The 26,594-nt window shown below is 39.4% G+C and carries 27 protein-coding genes; 16 read left to right on the top strand and 11 right to left on the bottom strand.

The window, feature by feature from the left end:
• Positions 1–17: 17 nt before the first annotated feature.
• The 5 genes from ACFI34_RS17555 to rnm form a co-directional block, all read right to left on the bottom strand.
• Complete coding sequence (locus tag ACFI34_RS17555; RefSeq protein ID WP_462674413.1) at positions 18–596, bottom strand: YceI family protein; 579 nt, start codon at positions 594–596, stop codon at positions 18–20.
• A gap of 1 nt (position 597) precedes the next feature.
• Positions 598–1,149, bottom strand: coding sequence for a cytochrome b (locus ACFI34_RS17550; protein WP_462674412.1), 552 nt, complete (start codon positions 1,147–1,149; stop codon positions 598–600).
• Positions 1,150–1,304: 155 nt separating this feature from the next.
• Complete coding sequence (locus tag ACFI34_RS17545; protein ID WP_462674411.1) at positions 1,305–2,129, bottom strand: segregation and condensation protein A; 825 nt, start codon at positions 2,127–2,129, stop codon at positions 1,305–1,307.
• Between the two features lie 6 nt (positions 2,130–2,135).
• Complete coding sequence (locus tag ACFI34_RS17540) at positions 2,136–2,756, bottom strand: L-threonylcarbamoyladenylate synthase (RefSeq protein ID WP_006792208.1); 621 nt, start codon at positions 2,754–2,756, stop codon at positions 2,136–2,138.
• Positions 2,753–3,607 carry an RNase RNM gene (gene rnm / locus ACFI34_RS17535; RefSeq protein ID WP_462674410.1) on the bottom strand — a complete coding sequence of 285 codons (855 nt, stop codon included), beginning with the start codon at positions 3,605–3,607 and terminating at the stop codon, positions 2,753–2,755. The genes ACFI34_RS17540 and rnm overlap by 4 nt, the downstream gene beginning before the upstream one ends.
• A gap of 447 nt (positions 3,608–4,054) precedes the next feature.
• Between rnm and ACFI34_RS17530 the strand changes: the two genes are divergently transcribed.
• Genes ACFI34_RS17530 through trpA form a run of 6 tightly spaced genes read left to right on the top strand, consistent with a single transcriptional unit; the run spans position 4,055 to position 10,641 of the window.
• Positions 4,055–5,623 (top strand): anthranilate synthase component 1, encoded by a 1,569-nt coding sequence (locus ACFI34_RS17530; protein WP_462674409.1) that lies wholly within the window; start codon positions 4,055–4,057, stop codon positions 5,621–5,623.
• 1 nt (position 5,624) lies between these two features.
• The gene (locus ACFI34_RS17525; RefSeq protein WP_462674408.1) at positions 5,625–6,227 is read left to right on the top strand and encodes an aminodeoxychorismate/anthranilate synthase component II; all 603 of its coding nucleotides are present in this window, start codon (positions 5,625–5,627) and stop codon (positions 6,225–6,227) included.
• A gap of 9 nt (positions 6,228–6,236) precedes the next feature.
• Positions 6,237–7,274: an anthranilate phosphoribosyltransferase gene (gene trpD / locus ACFI34_RS17520; RefSeq protein WP_462674407.1), complete on the top strand. Its 1,038-nt coding sequence runs from the start codon at positions 6,237–6,239 to the stop codon at positions 7,272–7,274.
• The gene (trpCF, locus tag ACFI34_RS17515) at positions 7,267–8,631 is read left to right on the top strand and encodes a bifunctional indole-3-glycerol-phosphate synthase TrpC/phosphoribosylanthranilate isomerase TrpF (RefSeq protein ID WP_462674406.1); all 1,365 of its coding nucleotides are present in this window, start codon (positions 7,267–7,269) and stop codon (positions 8,629–8,631) included. The genes trpD and trpCF overlap by 8 nt, the downstream gene beginning before the upstream one ends.
• A gap of 7 nt (positions 8,632–8,638) precedes the next feature.
• Positions 8,639–9,823: a tryptophan synthase subunit beta gene (gene trpB / locus ACFI34_RS17510; protein ID WP_276755078.1), complete on the top strand. Its 1,185-nt coding sequence runs from the start codon at positions 8,639–8,641 to the stop codon at positions 9,821–9,823.
• Complete coding sequence (trpA, locus tag ACFI34_RS17505) at positions 9,820–10,641, top strand: tryptophan synthase subunit alpha (RefSeq protein WP_462674405.1); 822 nt, start codon at positions 9,820–9,822, stop codon at positions 10,639–10,641. The genes trpB and trpA overlap by 4 nt, the downstream gene beginning before the upstream one ends.
• A 60-nt stretch (positions 10,642–10,701) precedes the next feature.
• On the opposite strand, the gene ACFI34_RS17500 is transcribed toward trpA, so the two are convergent.
• Both ACFI34_RS17500 and ACFI34_RS17495 read right to left on the bottom strand, forming a co-directional pair.
• On the bottom strand, positions 10,702–11,280 hold the full coding sequence (locus tag ACFI34_RS17500; protein ID WP_462674404.1) for a type 1 glutamine amidotransferase domain-containing protein: 579 nt from the start codon (positions 11,278–11,280) through the stop codon (positions 10,702–10,704).
• Between the two features lie 207 nt (positions 11,281–11,487).
• A complete protein-coding gene (locus ACFI34_RS17495; protein WP_410898769.1) occupies positions 11,488–11,757 on the bottom strand; it encodes an HU family DNA-binding protein in 270 nt (89 codons plus the stop codon).
• A gap of 171 nt (positions 11,758–11,928) precedes the next feature.
• Between ACFI34_RS17495 and ispZ the strand changes: the two genes are divergently transcribed.
• Both ispZ and ACFI34_RS17485 read left to right on the top strand, forming a co-directional pair.
• Entirely contained in the window at positions 11,929–12,504 is a 576-nt protein-coding gene (gene ispZ / locus ACFI34_RS17490; protein WP_462674403.1) for a septation protein IspZ, read from the top strand.
• Positions 12,505–12,565: 61 nt separating this feature from the next.
• Positions 12,566–13,207: a CPBP family intramembrane glutamic endopeptidase gene (locus tag ACFI34_RS17485; protein ID WP_138530000.1), complete on the top strand. Its 642-nt coding sequence runs from the start codon at positions 12,566–12,568 to the stop codon at positions 13,205–13,207.
• Between the two features lie 54 nt (positions 13,208–13,261).
• On the opposite strand, the gene ACFI34_RS17480 is transcribed toward ACFI34_RS17485, so the two are convergent.
• Positions 13,262–14,686: a sodium-dependent transporter gene (locus tag ACFI34_RS17480; protein ID WP_462674402.1), complete on the bottom strand. Its 1,425-nt coding sequence runs from the start codon at positions 14,684–14,686 to the stop codon at positions 13,262–13,264.
• A gap of 189 nt (positions 14,687–14,875) precedes the next feature.
• Between ACFI34_RS17480 and ACFI34_RS17475 the strand changes: the two genes are divergently transcribed.
• The 6 genes from ACFI34_RS17475 (at position 14,876) to ACFI34_RS17450 (ending at position 19,174) form a co-directional block, all read left to right on the top strand.
• Positions 14,876–15,178 carry a YciI family protein gene (locus ACFI34_RS17475; protein WP_058404391.1) on the top strand — a complete coding sequence of 101 codons (303 nt, stop codon included), beginning with the start codon at positions 14,876–14,878 and terminating at the stop codon, positions 15,176–15,178.
• 155 nt (positions 15,179–15,333) lie between these two features.
• On the top strand, positions 15,334–15,594 hold the full coding sequence (locus tag ACFI34_RS17470) for a PepSY domain-containing protein (RefSeq protein WP_462674401.1): 261 nt from the start codon (positions 15,334–15,336) through the stop codon (positions 15,592–15,594).
• Positions 15,595–15,597: 3 nt separating this feature from the next.
• Positions 15,598–16,272, top strand: a complete 675-nt coding sequence (locus ACFI34_RS17465; RefSeq protein ID WP_462674400.1) for a response regulator transcription factor — start codon at positions 15,598–15,600, stop codon at positions 16,270–16,272.
• On the top strand, positions 16,266–17,603 hold the full coding sequence (locus tag ACFI34_RS17460) for an ATP-binding protein (RefSeq protein ID WP_462674399.1): 1,338 nt from the start codon (positions 16,266–16,268) through the stop codon (positions 17,601–17,603). The genes ACFI34_RS17465 and ACFI34_RS17460 overlap by 7 nt, the downstream gene beginning before the upstream one ends.
• Positions 17,590–18,000 (top strand): hypothetical protein, encoded by a 411-nt coding sequence (locus tag ACFI34_RS17455; RefSeq protein WP_462674398.1) that lies wholly within the window; start codon positions 17,590–17,592, stop codon positions 17,998–18,000. The genes ACFI34_RS17460 and ACFI34_RS17455 overlap by 14 nt, the downstream gene beginning before the upstream one ends.
• 103 nt (positions 18,001–18,103) lie before the next feature.
• A complete protein-coding gene (locus ACFI34_RS17450) occupies positions 18,104–19,174 on the top strand; it encodes a flavin monoamine oxidase family protein (protein ID WP_462674397.1) in 1,071 nt (356 codons plus the stop codon).
• A gap of 38 nt (positions 19,175–19,212) precedes the next feature.
• Here ACFI34_RS17450 and ACFI34_RS17445 read toward each other — a convergent pair whose 3' ends face one another.
• Positions 19,213–20,247, bottom strand: coding sequence for an AI-2E family transporter (locus tag ACFI34_RS17445; protein WP_008127717.1), 1,035 nt, complete (start codon positions 20,245–20,247; stop codon positions 19,213–19,215).
• A gap of 170 nt (positions 20,248–20,417) precedes the next feature.
• Between ACFI34_RS17445 and ACFI34_RS17440 the strand changes: the two genes are divergently transcribed.
• Together ACFI34_RS17440 and ACFI34_RS17435 are read left to right on the top strand one after the other, a co-directional pair.
• Positions 20,418–21,308 carry a TIGR01777 family oxidoreductase gene (locus ACFI34_RS17440; RefSeq protein ID WP_462674396.1) on the top strand — a complete coding sequence of 297 codons (891 nt, stop codon included), beginning with the start codon at positions 20,418–20,420 and terminating at the stop codon, positions 21,306–21,308.
• A gap of 140 nt (positions 21,309–21,448) precedes the next feature.
• A complete protein-coding gene (locus ACFI34_RS17435; protein ID WP_462674395.1) occupies positions 21,449–22,612 on the top strand; it encodes a GGDEF domain-containing protein in 1,164 nt (387 codons plus the stop codon).
• A 102-nt stretch (positions 22,613–22,714) separates the two neighbouring features.
• Here the strand turns inward: ACFI34_RS17435 and ACFI34_RS17430 are convergent, their stop codons facing one another.
• Both ACFI34_RS17430 and ACFI34_RS17425 read right to left on the bottom strand, forming a co-directional pair.
• Positions 22,715–25,264: a glycoside hydrolase family 3 protein gene (locus tag ACFI34_RS17430; protein ID WP_462674394.1), complete on the bottom strand. Its 2,550-nt coding sequence runs from the start codon at positions 25,262–25,264 to the stop codon at positions 22,715–22,717.
• Positions 25,264–26,538, bottom strand: a complete 1,275-nt coding sequence (locus ACFI34_RS17425) for a sugar MFS transporter (RefSeq protein ID WP_462674393.1) — start codon at positions 26,536–26,538, stop codon at positions 25,264–25,266. The genes ACFI34_RS17430 and ACFI34_RS17425 overlap by 1 nt, the downstream gene beginning before the upstream one ends.
• Positions 26,539–26,594: the final 56 nt, after the last annotated feature.

The raw sequence follows: 26,594 nt of genomic DNA, 5'->3' as shown, positions 1-26,594 counted from the left end.
TATAATTACAACCCTACTTATTTACGAATACCTTCAATAAATAACCCTATATCAACATGCGTCGACGCAGGTCCTAAATTATAGTTAATGCCATAGTCACTTAATTTAAGGCTTGTTTCGCCTTCAAATCCAACGCGGTAACCACCCCACGGGTCTTGACCTTCACCTATTTTATCTATTTCAAAGGTAATACTTTTTGTCACACCATGTAATGTAAAGTCACCAGTTACTTTGCCTGAATCATCGTTGTTAAATGTAATGTTAGTACTTTTAAATGTAGCCGTTGGGTATTTATCAACATTTAAAAAATCTTTACCACGTAAGTGCTTATCTCGCTCTGCATGGTTAGAGTCAAGACTGGTTGTATCTATATTTACCATTATTTGAGAAGCATTAGGTTTTTCTGCATCGTAATTAAATTCACCGTCAAACGTATTAAAACGTCCATGTAGCCAGCTGTAACCCAAATGTTTTATCTTAAAGTTCACAAAAGCATGTGCCCCCTTTGTATCAATAACATATTCAGCAGCATTTACAGCCGATGCTGATAAAACGAGAGCCGCCGATACAGCCGTATTTATTAGTAATTTTTTCATATTAATCTTCCTTCAATGGGGTAATCATTCTTGTTAACGTTTTATCTTTATCTATAAAATGGTGCTTTAACGCACCCAGCGCATGTAAAATAACAAACCCAATTAATATACATGCACCGTAGTAATGAACTTTTCCTGCAATATCAGCTTGATCATCAAAAACAAAGTCGAGAGCAGACACATTAAACAGGGTAAAAACTTCAATGGGCCTTCCATCTGCAGTTGAGATCAAATAACCAGCTACCACAATCACAGCTAATAAAATGTACATAGCTATGTGGGCAGTATGAGCTAGTTGATTGACTTTAGTATTTGTACCTAGCGGTTTTGGCTGTTTAGAAAAAACACGCCATAAAATTCTAAAAATCAAAATAGCTGCAAGCGTAATTCCAATGCTTTTATGTAAATCAAGAGAACCTTTGTACCAACTGTCATAGTAGGTAAGTTCAACCATGTATAAACCCAAACCAAATAAGCCAATAACGGTAAACGCCATCAACCAATGCAATATAATGGCAACTAACCCATATGAGAGTGGTGTGTTTTTAAACATAATTAATATCCTGTGTTTTGATAACAATAAGATATAGAAAGGAAGTGCACAGTAAAATAGCATGTGCAAACAGCTTGTGTGCGTATATGCACATAAGCTGTTTACATAGGGGAATTTAGTGTGTAATGAAAGTGTTTAAGTTTTACTCGAAGCGGCTAATCACTGAGGCTTACGTATATTAAGCTCTCTTCATTAACTTGCAGGCAAGTAATAAGCCCTTCCTTGATAAGCTCAAGTATAGCTATAAAGCTTACGACAACCCCGCTGCGACCTTCTGATGCTTTAAACAGTTCGTTAAACACAATTGCACTCTTTGCTTTGGAAAGCTGGTGTAATATTTGGCTCATGCGCTCGCGGGTTGATAATACTTCTGCTGTTATTTGATGATGCTCAAAGGTTTTAGCTCTCGCCATAACGTCACTTAAGGCAAGCATTAAATCTTTGAGTTCTAATTCGGGTAGGTTTTTGCTTGTATCGTCGTTAATGGGCATTACCGCATGGGCAACGAAAATATCACGGCCAACACGAGGAATATCATCCAAATTTTCAGCTGCTTTTTTAAACTGCTCGTATTCTTTTAGCCTTTTAATTAGTTCAGCACGAGGGTCTTCCTCTTCTTCGAGCTCTTCGTGAACAGGAAGAAGCATCCGTGATTTAATTTGCGCTAACAATGCCGCCATGACTAAATACTCACCAGCTAGCTCTAATTGAAATTCGCTCATCATTTCAACATAGCTAACATATTGTTCTGTAATACTAAATATTGAAAGCTCAAGTACGTCAAGCTTATGTTTTTTTATTAAATAAAGAAGTAAATCAAGCGGCCCCTCAAAGGTTTCTAAAATAACTTCAAGTGCGTCGGGTGGAATATATAAGTCTTCAGGTTTATCAACAACGGCCTTTCCATGCAAAAAAGCCAGTGGCAGATTTTGCTGCACTGGCTCATCAATTACTGGTTGGAGTTTAGTCGTTGAAGCCACGTTTAATTACTCAAAAGGGCTCACATCACCACAGCCAACACGCAGTATTTTTACATCGTCTTCAGACAAATCAATAACGGTTGTTGCCTGCTCTGGTAAGTATCCACCGTGAATAATAAGATCTACGTGCTTATCAAGCCTATCTAAAATCTCGTCTGGGTCCGACTCTGTAAATTCTTGTCCGGGTAAGATAAGCGAACACGACATGAGTGGCTCGCCCAACTCGGCTAACAGTGCACATGCTATTGGGTGCTCAATAACACGAATGCCAATCGTTTTTTTCTTATCGTTTAATAAACGCTTAGGTACTTCCTTTGTGCCTTTAAAAATAAAGGTATAAGGTCCCGGCGTATTATTTTTAATCAGTCGGAATAATTGATTATCAACGCGTGCATAAGTAGATAACTCTGATAAATCACGACATACAAGTGTAAAATTGTCGTTTTTATCAATGCCACGAATACGCTCTATACGCTCTTTGGCTTGCTTATTACCAATATTACAGCCAATTGCATAGCCAGAGTCGGTAGGGTAAACAACAACACCACCTTGTTTTATTATATCAACAGCTTGAGTTATTAATCTTGCTTGTGGGTTATCTGGATGAATATGAAATAATTGACTCATGTTAATGCCCCTTCTTGTCCTTCCCAAACTTGCCAAACACCTTGGCAATCTTTAGGTAAGTATAAATTTTTACCAAGCTCTAAATAGCTTGTCGGAAAATGAAAATCTGAGCCTTGTGAACATAATAATTCGTACTCTCGGCTGAGTTCACCTAAAAATTGACGCTCACTAGGTGCTTGCTGAGGTTGCGCTACTTCCATTGCATCTCCCCCTGCATTTTTAAATTCAACTAACAGTTTACGCAACCACTTATTAGACATTCTGTAGCTACTTGGATGGGCAAGCACTGCAACCCCTCCTGCTGCATGTATTGCTTTAATAGCGGTTTGCATATCACACCAACAGCTTGGTACGTACCCCGTTTTACCTCGCCCTAAATACTTTTTAAATACTCCAGGGAAATTTTTAGCGACTCCACGCTGCATTAATGCACGTGCAAAATGGGCACGTGTAATTTGTCCATTCACAGCAAGTTCTTTAGCTTGGTCGTAAATGCCTTCAAAGCCATTTTTTTCAAGGCGGAAACCTATTTGTGTAGCCCGTTCCTCTCGCTTTTGCTGCTGTGCAGTTAATAAGGCATCGAGCTCTGCGTTATCAATATTTATGTTTAACCCGACAATGTGGATCTCAAAGCTTTCCCACTTTGTCGATATTTCTGTGCCTGTAATTAATGACAGCGGAAGATTCTCTGACTTAATAAATGATTGAGCCGGTTTAATAGCTGCCACAGTGTCATGATCGGTAATAGCAAACACATCAATATTTTTATCTACTGCACGGTTTAATAATTCTTCAACCGTTAAATGTCCGTCTGAATGTGTTGTGTGGCTATGTAAATCATATTTTATCAAAAGAAAACTGCTTAAAATTAAGGTTTGAAGGTATTTATGCAAGTATAACAAGTTTTTTCATTAAATTGTTTTAAATAAACACTTGACACAAAAGCACTAGATACGTTTTACTGTAGCCACTTTAAGACACATAAAGAATTAATAACAATGAACAATTCAAGCCTAAACATAATTTGGTGGTGGCACTCGTAATTACCGGGTGATGAATTGTCGTGTCTGACAAAATTTCAAAACCCGCAAATATGCGGGTTTTTTTATAACTAAATTTTAATAAATACATAATAAATTTGAGGCAGAAAACATGAATAACGGTATTACTCATACACATCATTGGTGGTGGCGCCTGGTATAGCGGGACGGTAATGATCTGTTTGTAATTTAGATATCGTTATTCAAACCCCGCATTGCACAGCATTGCGGGGTTTGATTTTTTTGAGGGGATGAGGTTTGATTTTTAGTCATATAACAACTACACCGGGTGAAGTAACGAGTATTACGCAAACACGCGACTACATCAGTAGTCCACTTGCGCTCTACGCGGCACTTGATAAACCTAACTCGCTGCTACTTGAATCGGCTGAAATTGATTCTAAAGACAGTGTAAAAAGTTTAATTTTAGTCGATTGCGCATTGCGCATCGTTTGCCACGGCAAAACAGTCACGATTACAGCCCAGTCAAACAATGGACAGCAGCTGTTAAGTTACTTACAAGCTCATGTTAAAAACTGCAATGCAGAATTAAACGATACCAACCTAACCCTAAATTACTTGAGTACAAGTAACGACATTGATGAAGCCAGTAAACTAGTAGCGGATAATGCATTTAGTGCCTTACGAACTTGTATTAACTCAATCAAAAGCACCACCGACAATCCATTTTCTCTATTTTTAGGCGGTGTATTTGCCTACGACATGGTTGCAAACTTTGAACAGCTAAGTGACGTTCCCGATGGCGAGAACAGCTGCCCTGATTATGTATTTTATTTAGCTGAAACATTAGTTGTAATAGACCACCAAAAACAGACCACAGAATTGATTGGTAACGTGTTTAACGGCCCTGACGTACACGCAAACTGCTTTGAAGTAGGCAAACAGCTAGAGCAGTTAAATAGCCTTTGCGATAACGCAGCCCAATACAGCGCCCCATTAAATAAAGGCGAATGTGAGGTGAGCGTAGACATAAGCGACAGCACCTACTGTCAGCAGGTTGTAAAACTTAAAAAGAACATTGTAGACGGTGATATTTTTCAGGTTGTTCCTTCTCGTACTTTCTCGCTGCCTTGCCCTAACGCTTTACATGCGTATAGCCAATTAAAACAACAAAACCCAAGCCCTTATATGTTTTACATGCGCGATGAGGACTTTGCTTTATTTGGTGCATCACCCGAATCAGCCCTTAAATACGATATTAATAATCAACAGGTAGAAGTGTACCCAATTGCAGGAACGCGCCCTCGTGGTAAATTTGCTAATGGGCAAATAAATCCCGATTTAGATAGCCGTATTGAGCTTGAACTTAGAAACGATCAAAAAGAACGTGCAGAACACCTAATGCTTGTTGACTTAGCCCGTAACGATGTAGCACGCATTAGTGTTGCAGGTACACGTCATGCTAAAGAGCTATTAAAAGTAGACCGTTATTCGCAAGTTATGCATTTAGTTTCACGTGTTGTTGGTACATTAAAACCAGAACTTGATGCACTTCACGCTTACCAAGCATGCATGAACATGGGCACCTTGGTAGGCGCGCCTAAAGTTCGCGCTGCAGAATTAGTTCGCCAAACAGAAGGAAAACGACGTGGCAGTTACGGTGGCGCAGTAGGTTATTTAACCGGTGATGGCGCAATGGACAGCTGTATTGTCATTCGCTCTGCCTTTGTTAAAAACAACATGGCTTATGTGCAAGCCGGTGCAGGGGTTGTATTTGACTCAGACCCGCAATCTGAAGCAAACGAAACACGTGCTAAGGCTCAAGCGGTTATTACCGCCATCAAATCAACTTTCGAGGCGGTATAACATGGGTGCATCACAGCCAATCAAAATTTACTTTTTAGATAACTTTGATTCGTTTAGTTACAACTTGGTAGACGAACTAACTATGCTCGGTGGTGAGCTTGTTGTGTATAGAAATAACATAAGCGCCGATACTATTTTTAATAAAATGCGCCAAGAGCAAGGCCAAGTATTACTTGTACTTTCACCAGGCCCAGGCACACCAAGCGATGCCGGTTGCCTTATGGATCTTATTGAGCTGTGTAAGGGCCATTTCCCTATGCTGGGTATTTGTTTAGGTCAACAAGCGTTAACACAAAGTTATGGCGGAGTAATCGGACATGCGGGTGAAACCGTACATGGTAAGTCATCAATTATTGATCTAAGCACACACCCTGTGTTTGAAAATATGGGCGAGACAATGCCGGTGGCACGTTACCACTCATTAATGGCTACGCAAGTACCAGATAGCATAGAGGTAATAGCACAATACCAAGATATTCCTATGGCTATTTATCACCATGATGACGGTGCTCTGGGTTATCAGTTTCACCCTGAATCAATACTTACGCCCAACGGGGCTATGTTGCTGCAACAAAGTGTTGCTTACCTAACAAATAATAATTAAGAGGACGTTATGAGTACACATTTAACCAACGTACTTAATGTTCAACACGCCATTGAGCAACTTACGATTAAGCAATCACTCAGTTATAGCCAATCAAAAGTGCTATTTGATGAAATTATGCAAGGTAACATGAGCGATATTGAGCTAACAGCTTTGCTTATTAGTCTTAAAATGAAAGGTGAAGTGAGTGATGAAATAGCGGGAGCTGCTGCATCTATGCGTGAAAACGCAGTCGCATTTAATACCACCTGTACACAACTTGCAGATAGCTGCGGCACCGGTGGCGATGGGTCAAACACAATTAATATCAGTACCACAGCCGCTATTGTTGCAGCTGCAGCAGGTATTAACATGGTAAAACATGGTAACCGCAGTGTGTCTAGTAACTCAGGCTCTGCCGACTTACTCAAAGCGCTCGGTATTAATATAGATATGAGCCCAGAACAAGCAGTAAAATGCCTTGAGCAAACACACTTTACGTTTTTGTTTGCGCCTCATTATCACAGCGGTGTGCGTCATGCGATGGGCGTACGTACTACACTCAAAACACGTACAATTTTTAATATTTTAGGCCCTCTTGCGAATCCTGCGGCACCTGATGTGCAATTACTAGGTGTTTACGACGAGTCGCTATGTATGCCTATGGCACAAACGCTTAAAACATTAGGCACTAAACGCGCAATGGTCGTGCATGGTTCAGGCACTGACGAAATTGCTCTTCATGGACCTACGCATGTTGTTGAATTAAACAACGGTGAAATAACCCAGTACACGCTCAACCCAAGCGACTTTGACCTTGCAAACTATTCACTTGAACAACTAGCAGGTGAAGGCCCACAATATAACGCTGATGCAAGTGTTGCTATTTTACAAGGCAAAGGCACTGATGCGCACAACGCCGCTATTGTGGTCAATGTTGCTGCTCTTTTATATCTAACAGGTAAAGCCGATTCACTTAAAGATGGCGCACAGCAAGTACACTCACTTTTAAGTTCAGGCAAAGCCATGGACACATTAAATGCAATTATTGAGGTAAGTCATGGCTAATGTATTAGACAAAATTGTTGCTGATAAAAAACTAGAGTTAATTGAACGAAAAGCCGCTCGTCCGCTTGAAAGTTTTAAAGATCAAGCTGTGCCAACCAGCCGTGATTTTTATAAAGCATTGGCGGCACCCGGTACGCAATTTATTTTAGAATGTAAAAAAGCGTCCCCTTCTAAGGGCTTAATAAGAGAACCCTTTGATTTAACTGAAATCACTGCAGCTTACAAAAAATATGCAAGCTGCATGAGCGTACTCACCGATACTAAATACTTTCAAGGTAGTTTTGATTACCTTGAGTTTGTACGCAGTCAAGTTGAGCAGCCTCTTATTTGTAAAGACTTTTTCATAGATGAGTATCAGGTTTACATGGCCCGCATTTATGGTGGCGATGCAATTTTACTTATGCTTTCGGTACTTAATGATGAAGAATATAAAACACTTCACACAGTGGCTGATTCACTCAATATGGCGGTGCTTACAGAAGTAAGTAATGAAGAAGAAGTACACCGAGCACTTGCTCTAAATGCTAAAATTATTGGTATCAATAATCGTGATTTACGTGATTTAAGTACCGATTTAGCAACTACTGAGAGACTACGTAAGTTAATACCTGAAGATAAAGTCGTTATCTCTGAGTCAGGTATTTATACCCATCAAGACGTTAAACGCTTAGCTCCGCTGTGCGATGGCTTTTTAATTGGCAGCTCGCTGATGGCCGAAGCTGATTTAGAGCAAGCATGTCGCCGTGTTATTTTTGGTGAAAATAAAGTGTGTGGGCTTACTCGCAGCCAGGATGCGCAAGCAGCGTATAATGCTGGCGCCATATATGGCGGTTTAATTTTTTACCCTAAATCTCCACGCTGTGTAGATTTAGATTGCGCCCAAGCCATAACGCAATCAGCACCACTAAGATTTGTAGGTGTTTTTGTTGATGAACCAACAGATAAAGTTGCTCACGCTGCAAGTGTGTTAAAATTAGCGGCAGTTCAATTACATGGCAAAGAAAGTGACGATTACATTAAAGCGTTGCGTACACAGTTACCAAGCAACTGTGAAATTTGGAAGGCACAAGCAATTAAAGATGCGCTACCTACTCCTGTAAATGGTGTTGACCGACATCTGTATGACACTCACAGCGATACAAAAGCTGGGGGTACGGGTAAGGTATTTGATTGGTCAGTACTTCGCGATGCAACAACGCCATTTATGCTTGCTGGTGGCTTAAATCCAGAGAATATAAAAGATGCGCTTTTTCAAGGCGCTTTAGGCCTTGATTTAAATTCTGGAGTTGAAGACGCTCCGGGTAAAAAGTGCCCAAACAAATTACATCATGCTTTTACAAGTATCAGAAATTATTGAGGTTAAAATGCAAAATCCAGCTTATTTTGGCGAGTTTGGCGGTATGTTTGTACCCGAGTTGCTTGTCCCTGCACTTAAGCAGTTAGAAAACGAATTTAACAAAGCTCAAAAAGATCCTGAGTTTCAGGCAGAACTTAGCAAATTATTAAACGAGTATGCAGGTCGCCCTACTCCTCTTACTTTAACGCGTAATTTAGTTAAAAACCCAAAGGTTAAACTTTACTTAAAGCGTGAAGATCTCCTTCATGGTGGTGCACACAAAACAAACCAGGTACTTGGCCAAGCGTTATTAACAAAACGTATGGGAAAAAAAGAAGTGATTGCTGAAACCGGCGCAGGTCAGCATGGTGTCGCTACTGCTTTAGCATGTGCACTTTTAGGTTTAAAATGCCGCATATACATGGGTGCGAAAGACGTTGAACGCCAACAACCTAATGTATTTAGAATGAAATTAATGGGCGCAGAAGTCATTCCTGTTACAGCGGGTTCTGGCACATTAAAAGATGCCGTAAACGAAGCGCTACGTGACTGGTCAGCTAACTACCAAGAAGCGCACTACTTACTAGGAACTGCTGCGGGCCCTCACCCATTCCCAACAATTGTTCGCGAATACCAAAAAGTAATTGGTGAAGAAGCCAAGCAACAAGTGCTTAAAGCTGAAGGTCGCTTACCAGACGCTGTTATAGCCTGCGTTGGTGGTGGGTCAAATGCTATTGGTATGTTTACCGATTTTATTGACGAGCCTAGCGTAAAACTAATTGGTGTAGAGCCAGCAGGTAAAGGCTTAGACACCCATGAACACGGCGCCACTATTTGTAAGGGCACTAAAGGTATACTACACGGTACATACACTTACATTATGCAAAACGATGATGGCCAAATTGAAGAATCATACTCTGTATCAGCGGGTCTAGATTACCCAGCGGTAGGCCCACAGCATGCATTTTTACATGAAACGGGCCGTGCACAATATGTAGGTATCAGTGACACTGAGGCACTTGATGCATTTCAGTCATTAGCTAAAAACGAAGGTATTATTCCGGCTCTGGAGTCAAGCCATGCTTTAGCCTACGCGCTAAAATATGCAGAAGAACAGACGCAAGACAGTGTCATCGTAATTAATTTAAGTGGCCGTGGCGATAAAGATTTAGCACATGTACACAAAGTATTATCTGAAGGAGGCCAGCTATGAGCCAAGTTAAGACGGACCGTTATGGCGCTATGTTTACTGCACTTAATGAGAAAAAACAAGGTGCGTTTGTTCCCTTTGTGACCATTGGCGATCCAGGAAAAGAGCAGAGTATTGCTATCATTAAAAGCTTAATTGATGGTGGTGCTGACGGACTAGAGCTGGGTATTCCCTTTTCAGATCCAATAGCCGATGGCCCTGTTATTCAAGCCGCTAATATACGTGCGCTTGATGTGAATATTAACACCCAAGATTGCTTTGACATCATTAAAGAAATTCGTGAATACAATGCAGATATTCCAATTGGTTTATTGTTATATTCAAACTTAGTGTTTAAACGTGGCTTAGAAGCGTTTTACAAAGATGCAAAAGCCGTAGGGGTAGACTCTATTTTGGTAGCGGATGTTCCTCTGCATGAGTCTAAAATGTTTAGAAAGGCTGCAATGGACAATGGTGTTGACCCAATATTTATTGCAACACCTAATGCAGATGACGACACTCTTCGCCAGTGTGCTTCATATGGACGCGGTTATACTTATTTACTTTCACGTGCAGGCGTAACTGGTACAGATACTAAAGCACAAATGCCCGCTGGTAATATTGTAAACAAATTAAAAGAGTACCATGCAGCCCCTGCACTACTTGGCTTTGGTATTTCAACGCCAGACGATGTTAAATCAGCATTAAATGCAGGTGCAGCCGGGGCCATTTCAGGCTCTGCGGTGGTAAAGATTATTGAAGCCAATCTTGATGATTTGGATGCAATGACAGCACAACTAAAAACGTTTGTTAGCAACATGAAAGCCGCTACAGAGCTTTAAGTAAACTCAGGTTTAAACACATTAAAAGGGCATTTAATTGCCCTTTTTCATTATTAAAATTTAGTGCGCTTTATGCTTACCTTCTAGCACTTCTTCAATAAATTTAGCGTTAAAAGCATCTAAATCTTCTGGGCTGCGGCTGGTTACTAAACCTCTGTCTACACACACTTCCTCATTTACCCAGTTTGCGCCTGCATTCATTAAATCGCTTTTAATACTTGGAAATGAGGTTACCGTGCGGTCACGTAACTTGTTAATTTCTGCCAATAACCAGGGTGCATGACAAATTGCGGCAACCGGTTTGTTTTTTTCTGCACCAAAAAAACCATCTATGAAGGCTTTTGCATGTTTATCTTGGCGAAGGCTATCGGGGTTAAATAACCCACCAGGTAACATCAACGCATCGTAATCAGCAGAGTTTGTATTGGTGACGAGTTTATCTACTGATACTTTTTCGCCCCATTTATCTTCATTCCACCCAGTAATTTGACCTTCTTTGATAGAGACTATTTCTATTTCTGCACCCGCATTTAATAATGCATCGCGAGGAGAAAACAATTCACTTTGTTCAAAACCGTCAGTGGCTAAAATGGCAATTTTTTTACCTTTAAGTGGTGTACGCGATTGTAATGTATTCATTTGGCTCTCCTTATAAATTAATTAAGTGTTTAACTCACTAAACTATAAGCAGGACGGATGCCAAATTTAAATCATTGAAAATTATATTAAATTTTAATTTATGATATAACCCCATGTAAATTATTTATAATTAATGAATAATCTACATGACGTTAAAAGAGCGTTGTTCTAGATAGTACAAATAAAAAGGTAAGTAAAAGTGAAGTATTAAAGGCGATCTTTAAGTGCTTTAGCTGGTTTAAAAACGGCCTTGTTAGCCCCTTCTATTTCAATTGTTTCACCTGTTTGCGGATTGCGCCCAGTGCGTGCCGGATAATAGCTAAGTGCAAACGTACCAAATCCATTAATTTGCACCTGATCACCTTCAGATAACGATTTAGTAATCACTTTTTGAATACTTGTAAGAGCGGCTTGTGAATCTTTTTTAGTAAGTTCACTGTGTTTTGCCATTTCGGCAACAAGTTGAGTTTTGTTCATATAAGGCTCCTAAATACACGTAAACAATGAATACGTTTAGCGTGGGAATATAATGATGAATAAATAAAGCCACGCAGGCTAAGGCTTACAGGGCTTTAAGTCAACCTTGTAGTTACCAAGTGTTATGTGGTAAAAACGCTTTAATTTATTTTTGTATAATTTAGGTAGTATATGCACGCACTAATTGAATACATTCCACTCATACTGTTTTTTGCAGTGTTTAAGCTTGTAGATATTTACTGGGCAACGGCTTTATTAATTGCAACGTCTCTTATTCAAGTCATATTTAGCTATTACAAGCATGGGAAAGTACCCACCCGCCAGTGGATATTTTTTTCTATTGCTGCCGTATTTGGGACCTTAACGCTTGTGTTTCACGATGAGCAATTTGTAAAGTGGAAAGCCACTATTATATACGCGGGTTTCAGCATTATGCTGCTTATAAGTCGTTATATACTCAATAAAAACTTAGTAAAAAAGGCACTAACCGCTATTTTAGAAAACGCAAATGACACAGATAAAAAAATAACCGTGCCAGAGCCATTATGGGATAAATTAAACTTAATGTGGGTAGCTATTACCGCCGCTATTGCAGCACTTAACATATACATAGCGTATAACTTTTCACTCGACTTTTGGGTAAACTTTAAAGTCTTTGGCTTGATGGCTATTACATTTATAAGCATTTTTGCCACAATTATTGCCCTTTATAAATACCTCCCTGATGATGACGAAGCTGTAAACTAGTTTTCGTCATAAAAATGTCGTCTTAGCTTGTTAGTTTATAAAAAAACAGCCTGAGACGACCTTGAACGCTAATCAATACCGTTGGCTTGAATTTACCCTTATATTTATCCTACTACCAATACTTGGCTTTAGCTTACGTCATCATTTAGCCAATTGGCTTTTCCCTGCCCTTATTATTTTAATGAGCGTATGCGGTATGCTTTTGTTGAGCGACCCACACTTTAAGCGTTTTAGGCTTACCAGCCTTGGGCAGTTCTCTGCTGTAAAAAAGCGTTTGTTTAGCTTCTTTTTTTTAGGCGCCCTTTTCTCTGGTATGTTTTACGGGATCATCCATCAAGAAAACTGGTTTTCCCTGCCTCGTAACTCTTTTAATGATTGGCTACTTTTATTACTGCTATACCCTGTATTATCGGTTATTCCTCAAGAGCTAATATTTAGAACCTACTTTTTTCATCGTTATAAACACATTATGCCTAAAAAAAGTGTGCGTATAATTGTCAGTGCCACCGTGTTTGCATTAGCACATATTGTTTATGCTAACTTGATTGCAGTAGGCTTAGCTTTTTTAGGTGGATTGTTATTTTCGTATACTTATGCACAAAGCCGCTCAACGTTTGTGTGTGTTATTGAGCATAGCCTATGGGGAATTTGGATGTTTACTCTGGGTGTTGGGAGTTATTTAGACTCAGGTGCTTTAAGCTAAATGTTAGGCAAAAAAAAGCCGCGACAAGCGCGGCTAATTTTTTTACTTTACATTTTAAAAGCCAAATAACTTTAAACCAAAGAATTTAGTCGCAACCGTGTTTATAAATATCACAGCTAAAATAAACGGAATAAACGTTGATAGTGAAAAGTTCACATACTTTTCCATCATGCTACCTTCGTAGCCGGGTGAACCTTGGCTAAGTTCATGAGTTAAACGCGCCTTTTTCCAGCGATACATTACAAACAAACACACCATTAAGCCATTTAAAGGTAATATAGTGTCGTAAAATACATCAATTACAATATCAAAAAAGCTCTTACTGGCACCGCCATAGCTGGTAAACGACGTTAAACTATCAACCATACCAAACGACATTGTGCATATAATCGTTAACACGCCTGTGCTAAGCGTTAGTATACCTAATGCCTTCTTACGGCTGATACCTTTACGATCACTTAATGATGCAGTAGGCACCTCTACAATAGAAACCAATGAAGTGATTGCTGCAAAAAATACTAACAAAAAGAATGCAAACGCTACAGCCGATGCCCCTACATAACCAATATCATTTTGTAATGCTAATAATATCTTAGGTAAGAAAACAAAAATCATTGATACCGACGAGTCTGATAACGATTCTGGATTTGTGTTTGGGTCAAAACTAAATATAGCAGGTAAAACCATTAGGCCTGCAACAAACGCAACCAATGAGTCTGTTATTGCCACCATTTTTGCACTGCTTACAATATCGTCTTTCTTCGAGATATAAGACGCATAAGTCATTAAAATACCCATACCTAGCGATAACGAGAAAAACGCTTGGCTCAATGCGCCATTGAGTACGCTTGCACTCATTTTTGAAAAGTCAGGAATAACGTAATACTCAACACCTGCCAATGCGTTATCTAGCGTTAAAACATACGCTACCAAAGCCAACAGCATCACCAACAATGCTGGCATTAATACTTTAGCCGCTTTTTCTATACCCTGTTTTACACCGCCGAGTAGAATGAGGTTAACAATAACCACCACCACTGCCATATAAGCGAATACGGTGTAGCTATTTATAAACGTGCCAAAGTGGCTTGGGTTAGCTAATGCATCTAAGTTACCCATACCTGCTTGTATTAGGTATCCAAAAATCCAAACTGTAATTACCATGTAAAAAACGGCAATCATAAATGGAGTTAATACGGCTAAAAAGCCTGCAAACTTCCATTTTTTATCGTTATTAGCTAGTAACGTGTATGAGCCAAGTGGATCTTTTTGAGCGTTACGGCCCATGGCCATTTCCGCCATCATCACGGGTAAACAAATAAAAACGACAAATAGAGCATAAATTAATAAAAATGCGCCGCCACCATTTTTAGTCGCAGAAACTGGAAAACCCACTAAATTACCAATACCAACAGCAGACCCAGCAGCTGCCAGGATAAATCCGAGACGGGAGCTAAATCGCTCTCTATTATCGCTCATGTATAAAACCTTTTTATTATTTTGAGTATCTGAGCGACTCTACCAGTGTTATACAGCGGTTTTCAAGCAAATAACGTTAAAAATAAAATCCAACTGTAAACCTAAGTGTATACGCTTTTGATTCGCCAATTTTCAACGCTGTGATAGTATTTACATAATAAAATTTAACAACCTTTACGAGAATCCATTATGTTGTACATGATTTACTCAACTGACGTTGAAAACAGTCTTGAATTAAGAAAAGCAGCCCGCCCAGCGCACTTAGAACGTCTAAAAGAGCTTGATGCACAAAACCGACTACTTACTGCCGGCCCTTTCCCTGCTATTGATAATGAGGACCCTCAGGATGCTGGTTTTACAGGCTCAGTTATTATTGCAGAATTTGATTCGTTAGAAGCTGCACGCGAATGGGCAACTGATGATCCTTATGTTTCAGGGGGCGTATACGTCAATACAATTGTTAAACCATTTAAAAAAGTGTTTCCAGCATAAATAACAGCGTGCTGTTACACGCTAACCTGTAATTCAGGATTTGTTCACACGTTTTTAATTAAAATCACCAATGTAATTACGGATTTAACGTTTTTACTTGAATTTTAGTAACTTAGTTAATTAAACTAAGGTTATCTGGTCTAGGAGTTTCTGTTATGCGCGTATTATTAAGCCTCATTTTTATTGCTTGTGTTAGCTTTGCTGCCAGCAGTCAAGCTTCGGCTACGCCCACCAAAAAGGTTGTTCAACTGGTGGATAAAAAGAAAGCAGTAATACTTGCTAAACAAAGCATTGGCGGTAAAACGCTTAAAATAACTGAAAAACCAGAGTTTTATACCGTGCGAATACTCAAATCTGACGGCCACGTCGTTGATTTACATATAAATAAAAAAACCGGCGAAGTGAAAAAGGATTAAAAAATGCGAATTTTAGTTATTGAAGACGATCTACATTTAGCAGACAACCTACGAAATGCATTAGAGAAAGAACGCTACAGCGTGGATTTATGTCACGATGGTGAATCTGGTTTATTTCATATCACTGAATACCCTTTAGATATGGCTGTTGTTGATTTAGGTTTACCTAAAATTGACGGAATTGAGTTAATTAACAAAGCACGTGCACAAGGCGTGACAATTCCAATTTTAATTTTAACAGCCCGTGACCGCTGGCAAGATAAAGTTGAAGGGCTAGATGCTGGTGCAGACGACTACCTAACAAAGCCTTTTCATGTTGAAGAATTAGCAGCACGTTGTAACGCACTTATTCGCCGCAGTGCAGGTAAAGCTAACCCTGAAATGACAGCAGGACCTATAAAAATACACACCCGTTCGCAACAAGTTTGGGTTAACGACAAAGAGTTAAGCTTAACGGCTTATGAGTATAAAGTTCTTGAATACTTAATGGTAAACCCACAAAAGGTTATTTCTAAGTCAGAACTTACCGAGCATATTTACGATCAGGATTTCGACCTTGATTCGAATGTAATTGAAGTATTTGTCTTACGCCTACGTAAAAAGTTAGACCCAGAGGGTGTATTAAACCCAGTTGAAACGTTGCGTGGCCGTGGTTACAGGCTTAAAAGCCAGTGGTAGGACCGCAAGTATCACTAAAAATAAGGCAAGGATTTATCCTTGTCTTTGTTTTATTGGTGGCACTACCAATTTTATTCTACTCAATTGGCAAAGCCTATTATGCCTCTTTGGTCGATGCCACAGAAAAAACGCTAGAAGCACAACTCTATTCTCTCATATCTGAGGTAGACTTCACTGAGCATGGCATAATTATGCCAAGCACTATATTAGCGCCTGAGCTTAACAGATTAAACTCTGACACTTACGCAATGATTTACCGAGATGAAGAGCCAATTTGGCATTCGGAGTCGGCGGTGAATGTCGACTTTGTACCTCAACAAATAGAAACCAAAGCCGGTGCTGCTGACTTTAGGCGCGTAGAATACAAAAATACGGTTTATTGGCAGCTTAGTTTAACCGTAATATTAAATAATATTGATCAGTCTGAGCAGGCTCGGTTCATTTTAGTAAAACGTAACGACGCTCTACTTCGCTTAATGGATGGTTTTAAACAAACACTTGTTGAGTGGATGTTTGTTATGGGTATTGCCATAACAATTTTAATGGCTATCGGTTTTATTTGGAGCGCTCGCCCACTTCAGCGCTTAGATAAAGAAATAAAAGCCATTGAGTCTGGCGATATTCAAAAAATCAAAGGCCTTTATCCAATTGAACTACAAACCATAAAAGCCGACTTAAACTTGTTACTTGAATCTCAGCAACGGCAAAAAGAACGCTACAGAGCATCGCTCAGCGATTTAGCGCACGCACTTAAAACCCCACTTGCTGTTCTTAAGTCAAGCCCGCTTGCAAATGATGCTGACGCACAAGAACAGTTAGACCGTATAAATGTGATGATCGAACACCAATTAAAGCGTGCGGCCACTGGCGCATCAGATACTTGGAAAAAACAAACGCCTATAAAACCTGTTATTGACTCAATACTCAGTGCAATGGCTAAAGTTTATCGCGACAAAGACATTATTTTTGATTGTATAGTTTCTGATAAAGACTACTTTTTAGGTGACCAAACCGATTTAATGGAGCTATTAGGCAATTTAATCGACAATGCTTGTAAAGCCTGTCGTTCGCAAGTGACCGTGCAAGTAGTGCAAAGTAAAACGTTATGTATAGGTATCAGCGATGATGGCCCAGGTGTTCCAGAGGATAAGCGTGAATCATTACTTAAACGCGGCACACGCCTGGATACTTATCAAAATGGACATGGCGTTGGAATGGCCATCGTGTCAGATTTAGTCACTTCGTATCATGGTACTTTGACCATAACCGAAGCTGATAAATTAGGCGGAGCACAATTTATATTAGAGTTTAATTACAATGACAAAAAATAGCACCCATACAACTTTATTTGCTCTTTTGATACTTTTAATAAGTGTCAATGTGAATGCTAACGATGCTTGCCAATTACCCGACAAGCCAACGATGGATGAATCGAAGCGCTATATTCAATGTCTTGATACCCAATTAGATAAAGCCAAACAAGAACAAGGAACCTGGGTACAAAAGCGTAAATATGAACTAGTACAATCTGAAGAAGCCACAGGCAATACGCAGGTACTCCAACTATTTATGCGTAGTATAAAAAACAACGAAAAGTACATTGAAAGCGCCTGCCAATGGCGATACATATTACAACTTCCTAACGCAAAAGCAGCCGCTATAAGTTACAAACACTGTGAAATTCAGTTAGTAAATCAGTTTACAGAATCCTTAAAGCAACCTTTTTAAAGCACGTGTAAATAACACGACTAGCTCACTTACTTACTTGACAATAGTGCGCGCACAAAACAAACTACCTACTAGTAGATTGTTAAACTTAAAAAGGTAACTAATGGCCAAGCCTATAATAATTGTTGGTGGCGGACTTGCAGGGCTTTATGCTGCAACAAAATTGCATGAACGTAATATTGCGTTTTTATTATTAGAGGCCAAACCACGTTTAGGTGGGCGTATTTATTGTGAAAATTCATTAAAAAATGAAAATGTTGGGTTTGATCTTGGTCCGACGTGGATTTTTCCTCATCAGCCAAAAATTCAATCATTGGTCAAATCGCTCAACTTATCGATATTTGAGCAATACAATCATGGTGATGTGTTATACCAAGCGCCTAATCAAGCAGTTCAACAAATAGCTGGCGCTGGCGAAATGCAATTGTTTAGGCTAAAACATGGCATGAGTACCTTAATTAAGGCACTCTATAAACAGCTACCTTCAAAGCATATATTGTTAAATCATCGCGTAACAGAACTCAAAAAAAGTCATGATAACTGGCAGTTAACAGTTAACAACAATGGTCAAATACAGCAGTTTGAAACAAACACAGTGCTCTGTGCACTGCCTCCACGAATGATCACCCAACATTTAACACCTAATCTTTGGGCAAGTGAGAGGCTTATAAATCGTTTGACCACAACGCCCACTTGGATGGCAGGACAAGCTAAATTTGTGGCCACATTCGATTACCCCTTTTGGCGAGAACGCAATCTATCTGGGCAATGCTTTAGCCGAGTCGGACCCATGGTTGAAATACATGATGCAAGTGCAGAACACAATAAGCATGCTGCCTTATTTGGCTTTATCGGCGTGCCATATTCCACTCGCAGTAAAGTTACCAAAGCACAATTAATAGAAGCTTGTATTAACCAGCTAATCTATTTTTACGGCGAAGCAGCTAGAAACCCTACACATTGTTTTATAAAAGATTGGGCTGAGGATGAATTTGTTGCCAATAACGACGATAAAACACAACCCTCACAACACCCTGATTTCCATTTAAGTGAACTAACAAGTGAGCTAAGAGATCTAAATATTCACTTAGTAGGAAGTGAATTCGCAAAAAAAGAAGCAGGTTATTTAGAGGGAGCACTTAACGCTGTTGATGACGCATTAAGTGCTATATAGCAATTCAAATGGGTTATATTGATTATAAATGCTGTAGGTTAACGCATCGCGCTATCTTCACCACTGCCTAATAATGTAGCAACCCATTTACCTTCTATGCTTGTTTCTAGGCCTATTTTGACAATCATTGTTAATGGAACAGATAACAGCATACCCACGGTACCAAGTAGCCACCCCCAAAATATTAAAGATAAAAATACAACAAGGGTTGATAGGCCAAGCCCTTTACCTAAAAATTTAGGCTCTACAATGTTGCCCATCACCGTGTTTATTGTTAAGTAACCCGCCGCTACCATACCTGCAATTAGAGGGCCTTGAGTAATTAAGGCAAGTAAAACGGCAGGCACAGCCGCAATAATTGACCCAATATTCGGAATATAATTAAACATAAATGCTAAAACACCCCATAATATAAAGTAGTCGACATTTAGAACCCACAAGTAAACAGACACAATAATACCGGTAGCTAAACTAACGAGTGTTTTTATAGCCAAGTAAGAATTAATTGATTCTAAAAATCGGTCAATTTGCTTCATTTTACTATCAGGATCTTCAAGAGCCATATGTATTTTATTGCTTAGCAGTGGGCCTTCAAACAGCATAAAAATAACCGTTAATATTATTAAAAACATGTTTGCCATTACGCCACCAAGCCCTGTCAACATGTTAGTTGCTACATCAACCATTTTGCCTGGGTCAAACATCGAAATGAGTTGTTCTTTATTAATTAAAATATTGTACTGGGAGGCGAGGTCTACAAGCCAAATAAACTCTTCTTTGAGTTGGGCTTTATATTCAGGAAGCTGCTGTGAAAAATCATTAATGGACTGGCCAACTAAGCCACCTAAGCTGACTCCAAGCCCAACAATAATTAGCACCACAAGCATCACTGCAATGCCTTTAGGAATTTTATAACGTGCAAAAAATTTAATTAGTGGATTACAAATAATGGCAATAAATGCTGCTAATATGAAAGGAATAACAATGACACTTGCTGATTTGATCCCTGCCAATACCACTACTAAAGCAGCAAAAACAATTAAGCTTTTATTTACACCCGTTAAACCTGCCACTTTATTCATCCTTTTATTTGTAATAAGGCCACAGTGTAAGGCAAAACCTAATGAAATGAAATAATTACAAAGTGATCATAACCCTTGTTATTTCGTATCAAGGATAGAAACTACATGCTAGTGAGTATAAATTAAGAACGCTTGCTATAATTATAATTTGAGGATTCAATATGCATATATTTGTTACAGGTGCTACTGGGCTAATTGGCCAACATTTATGTCCTTTTTTAGAGCACCACAACACGGTTACCGTGCTTAGCCGTAATGCCACAAAAGCAAATGTATTATTGGGTCATAAAATTAAAGCAGTCAGTGACATAAGTGCTGTTGATTTTAATACCGTTGACGTTGTTATTAATTTAGCCGGTGAGCCAATCGTTAATAAACGTTGGAGCGATAAACAGAAGCAAATTATACGTGACAGCCGCATTAATATAACGCAGCAAATTAGCCACGCTATTGCAGCAAGTGCTAACCCTCCACACACGTATATATCAGGCAGTGCTATTGGCTACTATGGACGCCAAAGCAACAAGCGCATAGATGAAAACTTTACAGATCCCCACAATGAGTTTAGTCATCAGCTGTGTAAAGACTGGGAAGACGCAGCATTAAAAGCAGAGTCTGAAAAAACACGAGTCTGCCTATTACGAACCGGTATTGTATTAGCTAAAAAAGGTGGTGCATTAAGCAAGATGCTTCCCGCATTTAAATTGTGTTTAGGCGGGCCAATTGGTGACGGAGAGCAAGGTATGTCGTGGATACATATAGACGATATGACACAGCTTATTTTATATATTATGAAACACCCTGAAATCTCGGGGCCAATTAACGCTGTAGCACCAAACCCAGTTAGTAACTCAGAGTTTAGTAAACGCTTGGGTAATGCATTATCGCGTCCTGCTTTTATGCCCATGCCTGCATTTGTGCTGAAAGTATTAATGGGTGAAATGTCTGACTTACTCACTACCGGGCAATTTGTAGTGCCAACCAAAGCGCAAAAGCATAACTATCGTTTTCATTACGAGAACCTTAAATCGGCATTGGACAGCTTGGTTTAGCTGGCGTTAATTATCTTCTGTGTATACTCTATTCAGTTACGATATGGGTAACTACTACTATTTACCCATATTGACCTTTAATGATTAATACATAATACTTAAGTTAGTCAGACACAATTACCTAATAAAAGCGAGAATGAATGCTGCACCTGCCTACTTTGATTGGTCTCTCTTTTATACTTAACCTACTAATAGGGTTGTTTTTTTTATCTGTTCATAACTACAAAAAACAATCTGCTTTTTTAATTTTTGGCTTAGCGTGCATTGCATTTTCATTTGCTGAACTACTCGCATGTTTAAAACTAATACTTAATTTTCCTTTTGTTACGAGTTATTTAGCGAATATTTTTATAATACTCAGCCCATTTTTAATTATTCTGGGACTACATAAATACAAATACAGCAAACCTTTAAACTTACGCCCTATTTACTATTTGCTACTTTTTACCGCTGTAGTTTTATTATCAGTGTACCCTTACTCCGCAGCAAAAATGGTAACGAGCTTTATTATTGCAGGGTTATACTTATTTTCTGCTTACATCATTAGCACTATGAGCTTTGTTGCAACCTTACAAAAAAAGGCATTAATTACCTGCTTTTTAATTCATAGTTTGCTTATGTTTGTTCAAACAGTGCTGCTTGCTTTACCTATTTTAAGCCTAAGCGAGACAAGCTATTTAGAACCATTAGAGCTCATTTTAAGTAGTCATTTAATTTTAGCCACTTGCAGTGCATTATTACTCCCTTACTTATTAGCATCTAATACAGAACATACGCTTGCCAGCATTGCTAATACCGACGTTTTGAGTCAACTATTTAACCGCCGTGGTTTTTTTATAAAAGGAAAAAACGCGTTAAGTTTACCTCTTTACCAAAACAAAAATATTTCACTTATTTTGCTCGATATTGATTTTTTCAAACGCGTTAACGATACCTATGGCCACGAGGCCGGCGATCAAGCCATAAAGTGGATCGCTCAGCATGTAAAATCACAATTTTTAAATGAAGAGATATCAGCCAGAATCGGCGGCGAAGAATTTGCTATTTTGTTGCCAGACTGCTCATTAAGTGATGCCAGAAATAATGCCGAAGAACTACGCGAAAGCATAAGCAGTTATCCATTTTATTACGAGGGGCACGATATAAATTTATCGGTGAGCGCAGGCGTCAGTAGCACAATAAACGGCGAACAGACAATAAAAGAATTATTAGCCAACGCCGATAAGAGACTGTACCTAGCTAAAGAAACAGGCCGCGACAAAGTAGTAACCTACGATGAAAAAAGCTTACTTTTGCAAGCTTAATTACTAAATTAAACTATCTGTGTATTTTGATTCATAAAAAAAACCCTTCAAATGAAGGGCTTTACTACACACAACAATCTATCTATTTAATTTAGCGTAGTCTTACTTACACTTAAGCGTTGCTTCATCTGCTTTGTTTGGTACAAATTTGATATCTGATACCGACACAGAGGCTTTACCTGAGCTATGCAAACTAAATGGGCTTGTTAAACTCGCAAAATTAACGCCTTTATCAGCAAAGCATTTCAGGTCAATCGATACTGACTGCCATTTACTAAGTAAACGACTATCTACAACGTTAGCTAGGTTAATGCTTTCACCACATTCACCCGAACACATTGCAAGTGAAAGCTCATTACCAAGCGCTTGGTTAAGCTTTATGTCAAAACTAATTACGCCATTTGCTTCAACATAAGTAATAGTGTCTTCAGCAAAACTCGTTACTATTTCTGCGCTCGCTTTTTCACTACCGTTGAAATTAAACTGACGGGCATCTTCTTGCACAACCTTATCTTCTGTTCGGTATTTTATAGCGCCAAATTCATGGGTACTGCTCGACACATCTAACAATTCATCACCTGATTTGAGCAATAAGCGCCATGGCGCAACCGGTGCTCCCACTAAAATATCCATACTCGTTAGTGATGAATTATCTAATTGCGAATTTTCATCTAAATTATCCGCAAGTATATTTTTATCGCCATAGGTTAAACCAAAGCCATAAGGTAATAACGGCGAGTAATCTTTATCTCCCTTATTAACCGTTGTTTGAACTGCCGTTTTAGGCCATGAAAAAGAAAGTTTACCTTTAAAATCGTGGTTAACACTACCGTCGGCTGTTTTTAGTAGCACATCGGCAACACCACCGCCTTCAGTACCAGGTAACCATGCTGCTACAAATGCATCAGACGCATTAAGTTCACTGTTTACCCACATTGGGCGACCAGAAATAAATACAGAAACAACGTTTATTCCTTGCGCTTTTAATGACTTTAACAGCGCTAACGATTTTTTATTGCCGCGCTCAAATTCAAGGTTATCTCTGTCACCATGACCCTCCGCGTAGGGTTCTTCACCAAATACAACAACGGCTACATCGGGTTTTTGCTCAAAAGAGCCATCATCACTGAGGGTAACTTTACCGCCTGCGGCAGTAACTTGCTCTTCTAAGCCTTTATAGATTGACGTGGCTCCTGGGAAGTCAGCATTTTTATTGTTAGTTCCCTGCCAAGTAATACTCCACCCACCAGACTGTTTACCGATATTATCGGCACCGTCACCGGTAATAAGTACATGTTGATTTGGCGAAAGCGGCAATAAGCCATTTTTATTTTTAAGCAGTACGAGTGACTCACGTACTGCTTGTCGTGCTACTTCACGGTGATCTTGTGCGCCAATTAATTCTGTTTTACCTGAATATAAACGGTTTGCTGGACTTGGCTTATCGAATAAACCCGCGCGTAGTTTTACACGCAATACACGTGCAACTGCATCGTCAATACGCGCCATGCTAATTTCGCCAGATTTAACTTGCGCTATGGTATTTTCATACAGTGGTTTCCAAGCGCCCGTTGGCACCATAAATATATCTAGCCCTGCATTAATAGCTTGTGGACAGCTTTCGTTGGTACAGCCCTTTATTTGGCCATGTCCATTCCAGTCACCAACAACAAACCCGTCAAAACCCATGCGTGTTTTTAATACATCGGTCAGTAAATATTTATTACCGTGATTTTTAACACCGTTCCAACTGTTAAACGACGCCATTACAGACTGACTACCAGCCGATAATCCACCCACATAACCTTGTGCATGAATATCAAATAACGATTGCTCACTATCGATATTATTACCTTGATCGTCACCATCAACAGTGCCGCCATCACCTAAAAAGTGTTTAACAGTACTAATTACACGTTTATCACTTAAGAAGTCTTCATCTGCCTTACCTTGTAAGCCATTTACAATAGCTGCTGAATACTCACGCACTATTTCAGGGTCTTCAGAATAACCCTCATAGGTTCTACCCCAGCGATCGTCACGTACAACTGCAACGGTTGGCGCAAACACCCAATCAATACCTGTAGCCATAACTTCTACCGCGGTAACCGCTGCAATTTGTTCAATTAGTTCAGGATTATTAGCCGCACCTAAACCAATATTATGTGGAAATAACGTAGCACCAATCACGTTATTATGACCGTGCACTGCATCCGTGCCCCACATAGTAGGAATTTTGCTACCGTCTATTGAATCATCAACAGACGCTTGATACATTTTTTCAGCAAGGGCAACCCAATCTTGTGGTGTGGCATGTTTATCCCCATTAGGAAAGGCCCCACCCCCGTTTAAATAAGAACCAAAACCGTATTTACGCATATCTTCAACGGTAATATCACGTATTTCAGGCTGAATCATTTGCGCAACTTTTTGCTCTAGCGTCATTGAGTTTAAATAAGTCGCTATTTGCGCTTCTATCTCAGCATCTTTTTTAACCGCAATGTTGAGCTTGGGCCATATTTGTTCAGCACTAGCGTGCGCATTTGTAGTATCAACTTGATTAGTATTGTCGTTTGAACAAGCTGCTAATGTTGTCAGTGAGGCAACCAATGTTGCTAATGCAATTTTATTGAGCGTAAAACGAGTGTTCATTATAAAGTCTCCTCAGCTTGAACGGGTTTGCTGCCACTTAAGCCGTAAAATACGATGAATATGTAACATAGAACCGGTAAAAAATACGAAAGTTGAACACCCATGTAATCTGCAAAAGCACCTTGTATAAGCGGAACAATGGCACCACCTACAATTGCTAAACATAAAATACCAGACCCTTGAGCGGTGTGTTTACCTAAGCCATTTAGCGCTAAGCTAAAAATAGTAGGAAACATAATTGAATTAAATAAACCAACTAATAAAATTGACCACATGGCTAATTGCCCCGATGTGCTCATAGCAATAATCACTAAAATAATAGCCATTGTGCCGTTAAAACCAAGCACTTTGCCTGCAGGTAGTTTTTGCATAACGGCGGCACCAATAAAACGCCCAACCATTGCACCACCAAAGTAATAGGTAATGTAATGAGCGGCGACATGTTCTTTTAATCCAGCAATATTCTCTTGCGCTAAAAAGCTAACTAAAAAGCTACCAATCGCAACTTCAGCGCCCACATACATAAATATGCCTACCGCACCCAAAACGAGGTGGCGATACTGCCATGCACTCCCTTCAATGGTGTCTGATTTCTCGGCCGCTTCTTTTTGCTCGCTCATAATGTCGGGAAGCTTAAGCCATGCAAAAATACCCGCTAACGCAATTAACATTGCAGCAAGGATTAAGTAAGGAAGTTGAACCGACTCTGCATTTTGCGCCGGTGTTAAAAAAGCATCCGACGCTGAACCTAGTATTAATAATGCACCAAAAGACGGTGCAACCGTGGTACCAAGCGCATTAAAGGCCTGTGTTAATGTCAAACGAGAAGACGCTGTTTTTGCAGGACCTAATAAGCTTACGTATGGGTTTGCAGATACCTGTAATAAAGTAATTCCGCTTGCTAAAACAAATAGCGCAAACAAAAATACAGGATAGTTATGCATTTGTGCCGCCGGATAGAATAATACACACCCAACTGCAGCAATTAGTAACCCGACAACAATGCCGTTTTTATAACCCAGCTTTTTCACAATCAGCCCGCTAGGTATAGACATTAAAAAGTAAGCGCCAAAAAAACAAAACTGTACAAGCATAGCCTGCACATATGTTAAATCGAATACCGCTTTTAAGTGCGGGATTAAAATATCATTTAGGCAGGTAATAAAACCCCACATAAAAAATAGCGTTGTTAACGATGTAAGTGCAAATCCATAATTATTATCGCCTGTGTTTTGCGATTGTGTGTGTGTCGTTGTTGGTGCTGAACTAGCCATGTGCTCTCCGCAATTTATTATTATCGTTAACCTTCTCTGTATTGTTAATAAATTGG

The sequence above is a fragment of the Pseudoalteromonas sp. PSi26 genome (assembly GCF_054960575.1).
Note: the sequence above shows the minus strand (reverse complement) of the source record. Positions and strands in the feature narration are given on the sequence as shown.